This is a genomic window from Staphylococcus gallinarum, from assembly GCF_029774255.1.
Classification (GTDB): Bacteria; Bacillota; Bacilli; order Staphylococcales; family Staphylococcaceae; genus Staphylococcus; species Staphylococcus gallinarum.
In genome coordinates this window covers 19,100-33,873 of sequence record NZ_CP069083.1, presented here as the reverse complement: position 1 = coordinate 33,873, position 14,774 = coordinate 19,100, and the positions used below count along the sequence as shown (strand labels likewise).

Sequence of the window (14,774 nt, the reverse complement as noted above, 5' to 3'; positions counted from 1 at the left end):
TTGCTTATTTTGCAAGTTGGTTCTTTTTCAAGAAGATGAATTAAAAACCACATAAAAAATAAGGAGGAAGAATTTTATGGCAAAAGAAATGCCTAAAGATGGGAAATTAGATCATACATTAAGTTTATTAATAGAAGGTTATTATTTTATTATAAATAGAAAAAAAGATTAAATACAAATATTTTTGAAACTGTTTTATTGGGAGAAAAAGCATATTGTTTAATTGGTAGCAAAGGAACAAAATTATTTTACGATAATAAATTATTTATAAGAAATGGAGCTGCGCCTAAAAGAGTTGAAAAAACACTTTTTGGAGAAAATGGCGTTCAAAGCTTAGATGGCAAGGCTCATTGGAACCGAAAAAATATGTTTATGCAACTGATGAATAAAAAATCTATGAACGATATAAGCACTTTAGTTTATAAACATTGGCGCAGTTATTTTAATAATAAAGCAATAAATACTCCAATTAATATGTATGAAGCTTCAAAATATGTCTTTTTTAAGGTGGCATGTGAATGGATCGGCGTGCCTATAAAAAAAGCAGAAGTTAACAAAAGAGTTTCTCAATTAAGTGATTTATTTGAAAGTCCAGCAGCTATTGGATTAAAACATTGGAAAGGCAGATCATCACGTAAAAATACAAATGGTTGGATTGAAAAAATTGTTCAAGATATAAGAGGCAATAATTTAAGAATCGATGAAGAAAAAGCGCTTTATAAAATTACTTGGCACAGAGACATAAATAATAAACTATTAGAAACTAAAGTAGTTGCAGTTGAAATATTAAATTTATTAAGACCTATGGTAGCAGTATCCATATGGGTAGCAAATTTAGGGCTTGGTATCCATCAGTTTCCTCAATCTGCCAAAGAATTGCAAAACAAGGACAATAAAAAGATAGAAATGTTTATACAAGAAGTTAGAAGATATTATCCTTTTTTCCCTTTTGCTGTAGCTAGGGTATACAGAGACTTTGAATATAATGGCTTTAAATTAAAAAAAGGTACACTAACTCTTTTGGATTTGCATGGGACAAATAAAGACCCTGATTCTTGGACTAATCCTGACCATTTTATGCCTAAACGGTTTGAAAATTGGGAACAAACGCCTTTTAATTTTATACCTCAAGGAGGAGGTAGTTATGATTTTGGCCACCGATGTGCTGGGGAATTTGTAACAATGGAAATGTTAAAAAGCACGATGGATATATTGGTGAATGAAATCACTTATAATGTTCCAAAGCAAAATTTTGATATTAATCTTAATAGTATTCCAGCTATACCTAAAGACGGCTTTATAATTGAAAAAGATAAAATTCATACAAATTAAAGACATTAATATATAGGGGTTATGTTATGGAAAATAGTAAAAATTTAATAAAAACTTCAGAAGCAAGAAATAAAGTTATTGTAACATCTATGGGTAATGCAATTGAATGGTTTGATTTTGCTTTATATGCTCAATTAGCTAGTTATATCAGTATTAATTTCTTTAGTAATGTAGCAAAAGAAAATCAATTGCTTTTTACATTTGGTACATTTGCTATAGCATTTTTAATGAGACCAATTGGATCTTTAGTGTTTGGTTATATTGGTGATAAACACGGTAGGAAAGTAGTCCTAACAGTGACTATTACTGTTATGTCTCTTTCTACTTTGATTTTAGGCTTACTTCCTACTTCAGAGCAAATAGGTATTTGGGCGCCAATTTTACTTTTATTAGTTAGAATGGCTCAATCTTTTTCAACTGGAGGAGAGTATAGCGGTGCTATGACTTATATTGTAGAAAGCTCGCCAGATAAAAAACGTGGTAAGATTACTAGTGGTTTGGAAATGGGAACAATGACTGGAAACGCTTTGGCTGCTATTACGGTAGCTATTTTGCTCTACTCATTATCTTCACAGCAGATAGAAACATGGGGATGGAGAATCCCATTTTTATTAGCAGCACCCTTTGGTTTAATTGTTGTGTATCTAAGATTTAAGCTAGATGAAACTCCAACTTTTAAAAATAAAAAAGATTCATCAGAACACAATATTATAAGAGCATTTAAAACTTATAAAAAAGAAGCTATACTAATAGCGATAGGGGTTATATTTTTAAATGTAAATAATTTTATGTTTTTAACCTATCTACCTTCTTTTTTAAAAAATAATATAGAAATGGATGCTCAGTATTCTACTATACTTAACGCGATTGCGTTAATATTGATGTTGCCTTTTATATTTACATTTGGCAGTTTAAGCGACAAATATAATAATAAAAGAATGATAATTTTAGGGCTAACAAGTTTTGTTTTGTTTTCAATACCAGCTTTTCTTCTTTTAAATAACAATAATTTAATAATGGTATTTTTAGGTATAATGTTGCTTGCAGTTATGTTATCTATTTTCAATGGCGTGATGCCTTCTACGTTGCCTGCGATTACTCATACAAATGTGAGAATGAAATTTCTTTCAATAATATATAATATTGGAACTGCTGTATTTGGAGGTGTAACACCATTAATTTTGTCTTCCTTAGGAAATTTAAAGAATGGCATTTTATCTCCAGCAATTTATTTAATTATTATTAACTTCATCGGTTTAGTTATTTTCAGCTTGTATTTCGCACATACTTCGGGTAAACCCCTCAAAGGGTCAAATCCAAATATTGAAGCGAACTAAATATAGACGTAAAACTACTTGTCATATTTTTAAAGTAGTTAAACAGATAAAAAGTCGGTTTATTCACAGAATAAGCCAACTTTTTATCTGTTTAAAATATTTAAGTTAGAGAAAGACTAATAGTTTTAAATTCTATCTAATTCTTTTTTGGATCGATAACAAAACGCGGGGTTGATTTTTTGTACCATTGGTAACACAGGATAAGGATTATAATAAAATCAACCATATCACCGCCATAATACATTATCATACCTGCAATTTTAGCTTCATCTTTATCTACGCTAATGGGAGGATTAGCATAAATATATTTGGATAGTATATTATGACCTGTCAAAGCTAATACTAATATAATTGAACGATAAACATAGCTGTATTTGTGAATTGTGATATCTACATAAATAATAGAAATAGTAAAAAGATAACCTGCTATAAAAAGATGGAAATGAATTAATATATATATAAATAATGAATGATGCATAAACATATATAGATTTGTTGTGTAAAGGCACCAAAGCCCTCCAATGTTTAAAAGTGAAGCTATAATTGGATTACTAATAAATTGAATTAAACGACTTTTTAAGATTCGCGTTAATTTTCGAGCGTTATAAACGTCAATAGATCTTAATAGTAAAGTTACAGGCATAGAAAGTGCGATTAACAATGGAGCTAGCATGCCAATTAGAAGATGAGTTATCATATGGCCAATAAAATTATGATGAGCTAAGGTTGCTAAAGGCCCTACTAGAGATATTCCTATACTTAGAAGTCCTATTGACCAACAAACATAGCGGTATAAAAACCATTTCTTATATTTTTTATTAGTAAGGAGTGCAAAAAATATATATATAACAAATAACATAATTAAAAATAAGGTTAAAATTATTTTAAAACATATATTTTCACTAAAAAGGTGAGAATTCATATTATTTACTCCTTAGTGTGAATTACTATTTTTTTTAGATTGCAAGAAAATTATAATCCCAATTATTAAAATAATTACAGCAGTGACATTCCAAACAATATCATAAGGCAATATATAAACATTATATTTTATTTGATGTATTTTTAAAATTTTATGTTGGATAATACCATCGTATAATTGAAAAAAGCCAATTCCCAATAATACCCCACCAATCCATTTTTTTATCCTAAACGTTTTTTTTCTTCGAAGATGTGCTAACCAAAATAAAGAGGCTATAGTCGAAAACCAACTGAATGCATGAAACAGACCATCTGATAGTAATCCAATATTACTAGTTGATTTATCATAAAAGTGATGCCAGGCTAAAATTTGATGAAAAACAACTTCGTCAAAAAACGCTACGAGACCTAACCCGAACAGAAATCCAGAAACTAAATTGGGAGAATAGGAATAAAATTGTTTGTTTTTCAAATAAAACATCTCCTTTTAGATTACCATCCCCTTTAAGGGTAAAAAGTAAACTTTTAGCTAAGAGCATATTGTTTTATGTAGTGTATTAATAAGTCCTTAAAAACCTATAAAAATAATTTAAACAGAAAAAACTGCTATAAATCTGTAAACTTATAGCAGTTTTGATAAAAAAGTATTAATTGCTCTCTATTTCTTTTAAGAACTGTTGTTCCATTTCTTCAACGTAATTTTTATCAGTGCCATGCCAAATACCACAAAACCTAGAACTAACTATCTCGTTTTGGAACCAATCACCATCATAATAAGCAAGGGGGAATAACACACCTTTTCGAACATATTTTAAAACAAAAGAAAAAAATCTTTCATTCTCAATATTAGAAAGATAATTATAAAATTTATGATAGCCTTCAGTTAATAATGGTTCTAACAATAACATACTAGTAGAACCATTTTGACGAAAATTCAAATCTATTGCGTAGATATCATTATGTTTATCTACCAATAAATCAAAGCCTGCGATACCTACATAACCGTTTTGTAAGCCAATCTGCATTATTTCCTTCCCTGCTTGTATAACCTTTAAAGGAACATTTGGAGCGTTATGATTACCTTTATAGTATCCATAATTATCTGTTAATTGCTCAGTAGCTCCTAAATAAATAATACCTTTTTCAGAAGAACAAGCATATTGGACAGAAAAATTATATTTTTCTTCGATTTTTTGTTCGATAATCACAGTATCTGTAATGTCTGTTGTTTTAAAAAGTTTTTCTTTTGCTTTAGTTAAATCTTCACTGTTATAACAAATCATTACACCATAACCTCCAGAAGTAGGCGAATCACCTCCTGGTTTTAATACAAAAGGGAAATCCCATTTAGAAATAGCTTGCTCAAAATTATTTATTTTCATTATTTCTCTTTTTGGTAAATACTTGCCTCCTGTTAACTCAGAAAGAAAGGACTTGTTATTTAATTTAAGTAATGTATCTTTGTTAACTACATAGTGAGTATCATTTACAATGCTTGAATGATGAGGATACTGAAAAAAAATTTTCTTGTTATCTTGATAAGTAGATTTTTCAAGTATTTTTTCATAAGTTTGGCGGTCTCTAAATTTTAAAACATTTAAAGTAGGATTTATATTAGCACTATTCAATAGTTCAATTAATTTATTAGTCACACTAGCTTCATGTACAATAACAGGCATTTGGTCTGCAATAATTAATTCTCTGCCTGTTGAAAAATTAGCTTGATGTTCTTCAATTGATAACCATGGATTAGATTCATAAGACGGTCTAGCAGTATAAATAACGTTTGGACCATAAAGACTACTTAGCGTTAAAATAGGTTCTAAATTATTGTTTTTCATATTAAGCCACCTTAATTAAAATCAACATTTTATTTTTAATCTACTTAATCACAGGTCAGTTATATAAAATTTTAGCGTCATACATATTAATACCATAATATATGATGTGTAAAACATTAATTACTTTTCCGATGCCCTTTATTAGTAAATAAAAATTTGAAATTTTTATTTATATTTTTACTATAGAAGTTTTAAATTTAAAGAGAGTGGTAGGGTTAAATTTATAATGATTAAAAAAGGAGGGGTATCATGGGTTTTATACTAATGATAATTATAGGTGGTTTGATTGGTTGGTTAGCAGGCGCTATTTTAGGCAAAGACATACCTGGAGGTATTTTTGGCAATATTATTGCTGGTTTAATTGGTTCAGCTATAGGAAGTAAATTGTTAGGTATGTGGGGACCAATAATAGGGGGCGTTCCTATATTACCAGCTTTAATTGGAGCCATAATATTAATTTTAATAGTATCATTTATATTGAAAGCAATTAGAAAATAAGATGATATACATGGTCCAATTTTTAAGTGACCATTAATTTTCACTAGAAAAGATTTAATTATATTTAAAACAATTTATCTGATAAGAAACTTTTAAAGGTAAGAGCTTTTATAAAGTGGTTCGTATGTAGCCCACTATTTGTGGGCTTTTTTTGATAAATATAGATCAACGGGGGTATTTTATGATAAATATAATTTCTGCGATTGGTTCAATAGGAACATTCCTTATGGCACTATTCTATTTTATTTCAGTTTCAGTTCAACTCTATCAAATGAAAATTGGTTTTATACCTGCTTTAGGGTTTAATCAAGTCACATTAGAATTAGATGATGAAAATAAACTCTCTATGAATAATATGGATATAAACCATTCTGACCATCAGGATTATTTAAAATTATATAATCTTGGGGGTGGGGCAGCCAAAAAAATTAAAATAGAACTATCATTAGATAAAAATAACATTATCCAAGAGAAGTTTCTTAACTTTTTACCTAGCAAAGAAAGTTATTTTTTACCTATGAATAAAAAGGTATATGAAGAATTAGAAAGTACAATTCAAAATAACGGTTATGAAACTAATTTGCATATTAAGTTATCGTACTATCATAATGTTAGTAGGAAACAACAAATAATTAATCTAAAAGCAAAATTAGATGAGTTCAATTCTTACGAAAATAAAGATATTTATGAATTACAATTTATACCTAATTAATTTTATCAATTTTCAAGGTAGTAATAAGCTACATTAAATTGGGTATATAAGGAGGCCAAATATGGATGTTAAAGACTTTCTTACTGAATTAGATAGTTATAGTAATTATCTTACAAATGTAGATTGCGAGAATAATCAAAACAATGAAGAAATATCACGTATGCAAGGAGATATTTCTTATAAATTAGACCAAATTATCCAAAATTATGATAATTTATCTAAAGAAGAAGTAACTAGTTTATTAAGTAAGATAGCTTTAGTAAATCGTTTACTAGCAGAAATTTAAAGGATTTAAAAATTTAAATTTAGATAAAAGCGTAATATTGCTAATAAATACATTTTAAACTTAAATATATATAAAGGACTTATCTTTTACTTTTGGACGCAAACGTCTTGAATGATTATTATCTCTACTTATAAAAAATTAATATAATAATAGATAACTTATAAGCGCATTTTAGAAATCATATAGATAAGCTACGTTTTATAATAATTACCTTATTTTTGTTTATATCTACGAACAATAGTTTTTCATAATTAACAATAAATTTTTCTATAAATTCTAAAGACTCACTAAATAACGTCTTTTCTCTATCGATTGAAGTTAAAAAACGTTATCAACCATATCATTATACATATTTTCCATTGGTTGGTAAAAATTGTTTACATTGTAGAACATGCAAGGGCCATCATTCTGTCCAACACTTGAAGAAATAACCCCAGTTATCCCTTCAAGTGTACCAAGGCCTCCTAGAAGTGCTATACAAGCATGACCAAAATCTACCATTTTAGATTTTCTTTTGGACATAGTAGTTATAATATGTAATTCGGTTAAATTAGGATGAGAAAGTTCCCTTCCCATTAAAAATTCTAGAACCACACCAATGACTTCACCATTATTTTTTAATACAGTATCAGCTAATAGTCCCATTAGACCTACTTTACCACTACCATAAATTAAAGTATGGTCATTTTCAGCTATCCATTCACCTAATTATATACATATTACACACGCTGAGAGAAGCTCTATTTTGCATCGAGAAAGTATTCAACGGATAAATTTATTATACTAAGCAGTGATATTTTCTTAGGTTCATTACCTCGTTCATTTGTGATAATTAATGTACTTTCTAATACATCTATCTTCTTTATATCCTTGAATAGAAAAATTATATTCATCTTTATTATATTCTATTGTGGCAAAAGAATTGTTATTGATTTTACTGTTCAATTTATCATTTAATATCTGTACTTGTTCATCTGATAGTATAGCATGTCTATTTTATTTTGGTCTTGTATGTATTGTTCTAGTTGTTCATATTGTTCCGGTAGTGTCTTAAATGGTTATCACCTTACAATTCCTCTACCTTGTGGAATGTTTGGATTAAGGTGTTCTCTAGGTATTTTACGATAGTCAGTTTCATAGCAATCACCTCATCAATATTACAGAACCTAAGTTCGTATAAATAAAGAGGAGGTTTACTTGACACGTAAAAAATTTGCGCAAAAGTTTTTTACGTGTTAATATATAGAGAAGAAAAAACACCTAGCAAGGCTACCAACCATGAGCTAGGTGCTAAAAACATAGCACATATTACCGAGCTTAGGAACTCACAATATGTATCACAACAGCCTATTATTTAGGTGCTCTCGTTATGGCAGTAACGGGAGCTTATTTTTTTACCATTAAATACATGGAAACACTTACTGAGAAAGTAACTATTAATTGGATTGTGAAAGTAAAATTAAAGTTTAAATTCTCTATATAGATGTTCCTATGCATCACCACACTTTCACAACAGATTTAATAGCTATGATAGTGATACATATTTACGTAATAGGCTCTATGTTTTTATAGTATAATTATATAGGTTATTTAAAGAGTTTTAAAGTCTTATCATTATTATAAAAAGGGCGCCTTATGTTTACCATCAAAATGTATATTAAATGTATAAAAAACTTCCTATAATAAGCATTATGTAAACTGATTAAAATATAAAAACCTTTATATCAAGGGTTATAGGCTTATTGAAATTGTGACAGCTATATACAAAAAATATACATCGTTGATTTGACAAGTTTTCATAAATTTTCATAAAGAGATAAAACGTATATTTTATGTATAATAGAAATGAAGTTTTAACCCTAAATAACTTGGGTAATTTTAAATAGGCTTTTAATTTATCAAATTTCTTTTTATAAACCCAAAGTTATTCTTTTCAACCGTTTTTAATTAAACGGTTGTTTTTTATATCAATTTATTTAACAAGTGTAAAATGATATGTTAAATTAAATGATGTGTTTGGCCGTTTGCAAACACATATAAAGTAATGCTCTTTTTCTAGTTTAGACATATCAAACTCTCATTAATCTGAGTTGAAGACAATCATTTATTTGATTGTCTTTTTTATGTTTAAAATTAAAACACACGGATAAACAAATTATAGAACCTCTGTTTCCATGAATAGAATATATTTGTTTACGACCGTGCTTGGGCTTGCACGGTTATTTTTTATAAATAAAAAAGACCTAGAAATTAATTTAGGTCTAATCAATTGTTTTATAATTCTTTAAATGTCAGCATTTTGTATCCCACTGTTTTATTTATTGTAATATTTTTCCATCTATAATAATGTTTGCACTCTCAGGCGCAACCTCAAAACTAAGCCCTCTACGTACCTTAAAATTATAGTTCCCATCCTTTTTATAATATTTAGCATTTTTTAATTTTAATTCTACTTTTTTAGAAAGTTCACGTAGTTCCTCTATTAAGTCATCTTTTACAATATTTAGTTTTGAAGAAGCATATTCATCACTGTAGAATTTACTAGAATCATATAATTCTTCATAATGTTGAAGTAACTCAAGAACTTCTTTTCTAGGTGTTTTCTTGCTAATTCTAAGTTCAAAAATACTATCTTTATTTATATATCTATGTGCTTCTTCTTTAATTAAATCTTCATTATTTTCATATTCTTCTCTACTAATATTTAAGTTCTGCATATGTCTTTGGATTCTTTCTTCATGTTCTAATTCTCGTTGTTCAATCATTTGTCTAAGTCTTTCTTCACGTTCTAATTTTCGTAGCTCTTCTTCTCTTATTTCTTCTAATAATTCCTGATATACTTCAACGTCTTTTAATAGTTCATCAACATCTGAAAGTAATTTTTCAGTGTACTCTTCTGATAAGAATGCTCTTTCTCTACATAATTCCATCCATAATACTCTAGGCTCAAAGTTATCTACATACCACTCTTTAGCCATTGGTATAAGAAACTCAACAAGTCCTTTAAAACCTCTATCTCCATTTGTCTCTTTAGTAATTAAAGCATGTAATATCAAATGCTCTATCAAGTCACAATAAACTAGATTCTCTTTATGATGATATTCATAAGGGTATTTATAATGATCTATATATTCTTTGTCAGATATATTTTCATATTCATTTTCCATTATGTGATGACAATATAAGCCTTCTTTTGTTTTTGTATATTTACCATATGCAATTCTCTTTATTTCCCCATTTAAAAATTTGTTATAAGATTTCTCTTTATAGTAGTTATCTACAACTTCACCATGTTTTTCAATTAAATGTTGCACCATATCACTATATGATAAATTCAATAAGTCTTTATAATAATTGTATTTATCTTGATATAAATCATAATTTCCCATAAAACTATTTTCTCCAAACGTTGCATAATACTTTTTTAAATTTATTATTAATTCAATTTTATAACAGTTTATTACTATAAGCTAGACCAATATATATAAATATCTATAATTCCATAACCCCATAAGCCAATAACTGCACTTAGAGCAATTAAACCCTCTTTTTTAACTAGCTTATCCAATTTTATTACGCTCCTTTAATAATTTTAATTCAATTTATTTATTAATTTTTATTACATATGTTTAAACGTTTTTATTACTTATGTTAAGTACTAAAATAATTAGGGCTAGGTTTAGCCCTACATATCATCCCATGTTAAATTTAAATCTTTCATTAAATCAGTTATTTGTTCATCTAGTCTATCTTTAGTCTCAGGGTCATTAGATTCTTCCATAATAGGAAGCAATGATTGTATGTGACCCATGATGATTTGTTTAGTATCGTTATCCATTTTATTTCCTTCTAGTTTATATGTAGAGGGCTTACGCCCCCTCAGTTTTATTCACTTAGATATTTCTCAATTTGTTGTAGTGTTCTCTCGTGTTGGTCATAACGACCGTCGGCTAATAATTCATCGGCTTTGCGTTCTAACTTCTTCATTTTACTTTTTTAATCTTAACAAAACCACTGTTTTCGGTCTTAATTCTTTCTAGCCCGTTATCTTTCAAGTTAGTTGCTAAATTTTTTCTGCCGTCAATTTTTAAGCTATGAGCTGATTTTTTCATTTTAATTACCACTTTTGATTAATTTAATTTTAACACATTTTGCTGTGCTGTTTTTTAACTTGTATTAAACACACCACATAAGTTTACCTATGTATACAAAAACCATAAATATTATTAAATTTTTTTATACTGATATATTAAATATTTATCATAATAGTTGATATTTCTTTATATTACTTATTACTTGTGCTATCATTTTACATAAATTAAAAGGTATGAGGTGAAACAATGAAAGTATTAGTGTACTCATCAAATAAGGGTGGAGTAGGTAAGTCTAGTATAGCCTTAAACGTTGCAGGTTACTTAGGATTAAAACGCAAAGTATTATACATTGGGCTAGATGGTCAAAAGAACTCTAGTAACGTCCTAAGAAAAGAGACCCCAACCAATACTATTTATGATGTTTTAAATGGTTCGATTGATATAAAACAAGCAATATATGAAAGCAATTTTAAAAATGTTTACTATGTACCTGAGAATAGAAAACTGGATAATACAAGCATTAATAGAATAGCCCTCAAAGAGCTCACAGAGCCCATTTACAGAGACTTTGATTACATTGTTATAGATTGTCCACCTCAGCTTTCAAGTATTGTATATAGCGCTTATGCATTAGCTGACGAGGTTATTATTCCTACTGAATTAGATAGATTTAGTGCTGATAATTTAGTTCATGTAATTAATACAATAAAGGAAATAAATAGCAATGCTAGTATTTGTATTTTACCTAATAAAGTAGTTTCTAATTCAAAACTCCACAAAGAAGTAAAAGGGGAGTTAAAGAGCTATGTAGATACACTTGATAACGTAATACTTGGTAACTCATTATCAAATAGTATAGAAATAAGTAACCAAATGTTTGGTGGTAAATTACTAACATTATCAAACAAGTTTAATAAACTGAAAAACCAGTTAAAAAAACATGCAAATGAGGTAAGATAAAATGAATATGTTTCAAAAACATGAAGAAGAAGCAAAGAACATATATGTAGATAATGAATCTGCACAAGATAAGAAGAGCTTTAAAGAGAAGTTGGAAGATTTTTCAGATGAAAGAGCTATATCAAGTCTAATAACTGAAAATTCATCTAGGGCTACCTTCCATATTGACGACGATATTTTAGAACAATTAAATGACCTAATGGAGTATATAGAAGCCACACACTCATTAGATAGTAAACTTAATGAGAATCTAACAGTTAAACAAGTAAAAGAAATGCGACAGTTTGCACGTGGCTTTAAATCAAAATTTGTAGGGTATGCATTAAAATCAGCATTAGAAGAATGGAAATCATCAGAGGGTTTAATACCTTCTATGAGTAAATCAAGATTTAAAGGTTCAGATGGTAAACACTACAGAGCCTTTAAGTTTGAACAACAAGGTGTATTATATCTCCTAGTTCAGAATAACAGAGGTGTAGAGCAGTCATTTATGAGCTCTGAAACACACTCAGAAGATGACATTAATAAAAAGTTTGATGAATATGTTGAAAAAGAACAGAAAGAACTAGAAGAGAAACGAGCTAAAAAGGACAAATAATATGTATAGCCCTAGGAAATCCTAGGGTTCTTTTTATGCCTGTAATGTGTCTTTAGGCTTTATGATACCTTGAGCAGTAAATAATAAATCAGTTTGTTGAATTTCAGCTAGTCCTGCTAGTGGATTCTCATTATGCTCAAATTCAGGATAGCTTCCTTCAATATTTAATGGCTTGCGTGTGTTCATAGCTTCTTTAATGTTATTGTCCCCTACACTCTATATAAGACCAGTAAAATGGAATTTCGGACGTAATTTATTGACGATTATTAAAATAAGTGGTTACGTTCTATATAAGGCGCAACTAATGCATTTGTCAAGTAACCATTAATAACTTTTTTAAAGGAGGGGTACACTTACTAATAAGGCGTGACGAGGTAAGAGTTTCGTATGCTTTCTAAAAATTATTTTAATATCCTTCTAACACACACGAGAACCCTCCTAATTTACATTTAAATGACATCTAGCTATAAAGTAATGTTATTTATCTATTATAGTAAGAATACGTTAAAAATGGCTTATATAAGCTCACAGTAAACTGTTCACTTTATTCATTCTCTACGTTCATTCATATTTAGAGTTACATATTAATCTTATGCCTATAGTTATTTAAAAAACTATTAATAAACTATACTATTAATATCTTATAAACACTGTCATATCAATACTTAAGAGTTATTTAAGTTTCTAACGGACAGTAGGAATATATAGTAATATACTTACTGTCCGCCGAAAACTCTAAAACTATATAAAGCCTATTATATCAAGGGTTTAACTGTTACTAATAATTAATATTAAAGAGAGTTATTTAAAAAACTTAATAAAATATATACTAAATGTACCTGTAATATCTATTATGATTTATTATATAAGTAATTAACTATGTACTAATAATATAATACAAGTAATAAAACAATATAGATAGTAATGAGTATAAGAATTAAAAGCTATGAGCAATACCCATTATCAGTTAGAAGTAATAAATAACTATAACTGTACACACAGAGAATACATTCAATATAGATAAAAAAGTAACACAGTTCTATTAGGTATTGGTGTAATCTCGATGATTACTTAGTAAGACTGTTCACCTTACTAATACTAATTGTGTTTGTTCCTATTACCATTCCTTTCTATATAAGTGTTTTTTTAAGAGTAGTTAAGACATAGAGGTTCTTTTCTACTCTTTTTTTATTTGCCAAATATACATATCTAAATTAATAACCGTTAGTTATCTGTAGTTGTAACTAATTAATGGAGGGAGAAACTACAGATGCTAGAAGAATTTGACTATAAAAAATATTTATCAGCTAAAGACCTAGAAGACATTCAGCAACGTATTGATGACCTATATGGAGAAACCTATTTAACTGGTCAAGAATATAATGAATTGTTTTCTCAATTTGCTGATATGTATTTACATGATGAATTATAAAATTATTGGGGGTCCTAACTAGGGCTCCCTTTTATACATAATGGAGGTAATACAATATGACATATGAAACAGAAATATATTTAAGCTTAGATTTAGAAAGTAATCATGATGATAAGGTGTCAGAGTTAGTTACTGATTATATTATTCAAGAATCATTAACAGATACTTTTACATCACATGAAGAAGCTATTAAACATTTACTAATGATATTAAAACTATTCCCTAGATTAAAACAAGAAGATGTAGAGGATTTAGCAATGTTCTTTATTCATAGAGTACAGGAGGACAACTAAATGGCACTAACTATTTTAATGTGGTTAGGAATTATCGTCTTAGGTATATTCGTATTCAACTTTATACTAAGTATTATTATTGGGATATTAGTTGGGATACATGAAACTAAAGAAGAACGTAAAATGAGACGTAAGATTTCTAATCGTAAAAAGAAATTAAACGATAATGTTGTTGATATCAATAGAGGTAAAAAGTAAATATGGAGGTTGCTTAATGGATAAACAAGAAGCCTATAACAAGATGATAGAAGCACTTACTATTGAACTATATAATGACCAATTAAACTTAGATAGCTATGATATTGAAAAAGGTAAGGGGAGATTAATCAGTACTACTAGAACAAGTAAAGTACCTGAGCCTTCAAATAATAATGATATTGGTAGCTTAGGAGACTGGAATATAGCCGATGGATGGTATACATCATAGATAAGTCCCCTGAGAGAATAAAAGAGCTTAAACAAGCTATAAA

Annotated in this window: 19 protein-coding genes; 11 read left to right on the top strand and 8 right to left on the bottom strand. The window is 28.3% G+C overall.

Annotation, left to right across the window (positions count from 1 at the left end; translation table 11 throughout):
• Window positions 1-198 precede the first annotated feature (198 nt).
• Together JN168_RS13905 and JN168_RS13900 are read left to right on the top strand one after the other, a co-directional pair.
• Window positions 199-1,332: a cytochrome P450 gene (locus tag JN168_RS13905; protein ID WP_232164141.1), complete on the top strand. Its 1,134-nt coding sequence runs from the start codon at window positions 199-201 to the stop codon at window positions 1,330-1,332.
• Window positions 1,333-1,358: 26 nt separating this feature from the next.
• Window positions 1,359-2,669 carry an MFS transporter gene (locus JN168_RS13900; RefSeq protein ID WP_232154684.1) on the top strand — a complete coding sequence of 437 codons (1,311 nt, stop codon included), beginning with the start codon at window positions 1,359-1,361 and terminating at the stop codon, window positions 2,667-2,669.
• 136 nt (window positions 2,670-2,805) lie between these two features.
• Here JN168_RS13900 and JN168_RS13895 read toward each other — a convergent pair whose 3' ends face one another.
• From JN168_RS13895 to ldmS, 3 genes are all read right to left on the bottom strand, one after another.
• A complete protein-coding gene (locus JN168_RS13895; RefSeq protein ID WP_232154685.1) occupies window positions 2,806-3,591 on the bottom strand; it encodes a cytochrome c oxidase assembly protein in 786 nt (261 codons plus the stop codon).
• Between the two features lie 12 nt (window positions 3,592-3,603).
• Window positions 3,604-4,071: a DUF2243 domain-containing protein gene (locus tag JN168_RS13890; protein ID WP_232154686.1), complete on the bottom strand. Its 468-nt coding sequence runs from the start codon at window positions 4,069-4,071 to the stop codon at window positions 3,604-3,606.
• A gap of 166 nt (window positions 4,072-4,237) precedes the next feature.
• Window positions 4,238-5,431, bottom strand: a complete 1,194-nt coding sequence (gene ldmS, locus JN168_RS13885; protein WP_232154687.1) for an L-aspartate--L-methionine ligase LdmS — start codon at window positions 5,429-5,431, stop codon at window positions 4,238-4,240.
• 249 nt (window positions 5,432-5,680) lie between these two features.
• Here ldmS and JN168_RS13880 point away from each other — a divergent pair, with 249 nt between their 5' ends.
• The 3 genes from JN168_RS13880 to JN168_RS13870 all read left to right on the top strand — a co-directional run bounded on the left by JN168_RS13880 (window position 5,681) and on the right by JN168_RS13870 (window position 6,927).
• Window positions 5,681-5,929, top strand: a complete 249-nt coding sequence (locus JN168_RS13880) for a GlsB/YeaQ/YmgE family stress response membrane protein (RefSeq protein WP_232154688.1) — start codon at window positions 5,681-5,683, stop codon at window positions 5,927-5,929.
• Window positions 5,930-6,110: 181 nt separating this feature from the next.
• Entirely contained in the window at window positions 6,111-6,641 is a 531-nt protein-coding gene (locus tag JN168_RS13875; protein ID WP_232154689.1) for a hypothetical protein, read from the top strand.
• Between the two features lie 61 nt (window positions 6,642-6,702).
• Window positions 6,703-6,927, top strand: a complete 225-nt coding sequence (locus JN168_RS13870) for a hypothetical protein (protein ID WP_232154690.1) — start codon at window positions 6,703-6,705, stop codon at window positions 6,925-6,927.
• A gap of 318 nt (window positions 6,928-7,245) precedes the next feature.
• Here JN168_RS13870 and JN168_RS13865 read toward each other — a convergent pair whose 3' ends face one another.
• The 4 genes from JN168_RS13865 to JN168_RS13845 all read right to left on the bottom strand — a co-directional run bounded on the left by JN168_RS13865 (window position 7,246) and on the right by JN168_RS13845 (window position 11,039).
• A complete protein-coding gene (locus JN168_RS13865; RefSeq protein ID WP_341536591.1) occupies window positions 7,246-7,599 on the bottom strand; it encodes an LOG family protein in 354 nt (117 codons plus the stop codon).
• Between the two features lie 1,646 nt (window positions 7,600-9,245).
• Window positions 9,246-10,316 carry an SAV1803-related protein gene (locus tag JN168_RS13855; protein WP_232154692.1) on the bottom strand — a complete coding sequence of 357 codons (1,071 nt, stop codon included), beginning with the start codon at window positions 10,314-10,316 and terminating at the stop codon, window positions 9,246-9,248.
• A gap of 296 nt (window positions 10,317-10,612) precedes the next feature.
• Window positions 10,613-10,765: a hypothetical protein gene (locus JN168_RS13850; RefSeq protein WP_232154693.1), complete on the bottom strand. Its 153-nt coding sequence runs from the start codon at window positions 10,763-10,765 to the stop codon at window positions 10,613-10,615.
• Between the two features lie 145 nt (window positions 10,766-10,910).
• Entirely contained in the window at window positions 10,911-11,039 is a 129-nt protein-coding gene (locus JN168_RS13845) for a hypothetical protein (RefSeq protein ID WP_269668120.1), read from the bottom strand.
• Between the two features lie 228 nt (window positions 11,040-11,267).
• Between JN168_RS13845 and JN168_RS13840 the strand changes: the two genes are divergently transcribed.
• Both JN168_RS13840 and JN168_RS13835 read left to right on the top strand, forming a co-directional pair.
• A complete protein-coding gene (locus JN168_RS13840; RefSeq protein ID WP_232154694.1) occupies window positions 11,268-11,981 on the top strand; it encodes a ParA family protein in 714 nt (237 codons plus the stop codon).
• Window position 11,982: 1 nt separating this feature from the next.
• Window positions 11,983-12,579 (top strand): hypothetical protein, encoded by a 597-nt coding sequence (locus tag JN168_RS13835; RefSeq protein WP_232164143.1) that lies wholly within the window; start codon window positions 11,983-11,985, stop codon window positions 12,577-12,579.
• 33 nt (window positions 12,580-12,612) lie between these two features.
• On the opposite strand, the gene JN168_RS13830 is transcribed toward JN168_RS13835, so the two are convergent.
• Window positions 12,613-12,765 carry a hypothetical protein gene (locus tag JN168_RS13830; protein WP_232154696.1) on the bottom strand — a complete coding sequence of 51 codons (153 nt, stop codon included), beginning with the start codon at window positions 12,763-12,765 and terminating at the stop codon, window positions 12,613-12,615.
• 1,084 nt (window positions 12,766-13,849) lie between these two features.
• On the opposite strand from JN168_RS13830, the gene JN168_RS13825 reads away from it, so the two are divergent.
• From JN168_RS13825 to JN168_RS13810, 4 genes are read left to right on the top strand one after another with little or no spacing between them, the layout of a single operon-like run.
• Complete coding sequence (locus tag JN168_RS13825) at window positions 13,850-14,011, top strand: hypothetical protein (protein WP_232154697.1); 162 nt, start codon at window positions 13,850-13,852, stop codon at window positions 14,009-14,011.
• A 56-nt stretch (window positions 14,012-14,067) separates the two neighbouring features.
• A complete protein-coding gene (locus JN168_RS13820; RefSeq protein WP_232154698.1) occupies window positions 14,068-14,304 on the top strand; it encodes a hypothetical protein in 237 nt (78 codons plus the stop codon).
• On the top strand, window positions 14,305-14,502 hold the full coding sequence (locus JN168_RS13815; RefSeq protein WP_232154699.1) for a hypothetical protein: 198 nt from the start codon (window positions 14,305-14,307) through the stop codon (window positions 14,500-14,502).
• 16 nt (window positions 14,503-14,518) lie between these two features.
• Complete coding sequence (locus tag JN168_RS13810) at window positions 14,519-14,731, top strand: hypothetical protein (RefSeq protein ID WP_232164144.1); 213 nt, start codon at window positions 14,519-14,521, stop codon at window positions 14,729-14,731.
• The last annotated feature ends 43 nt before the right edge of the window (window positions 14,732-14,774 follow it).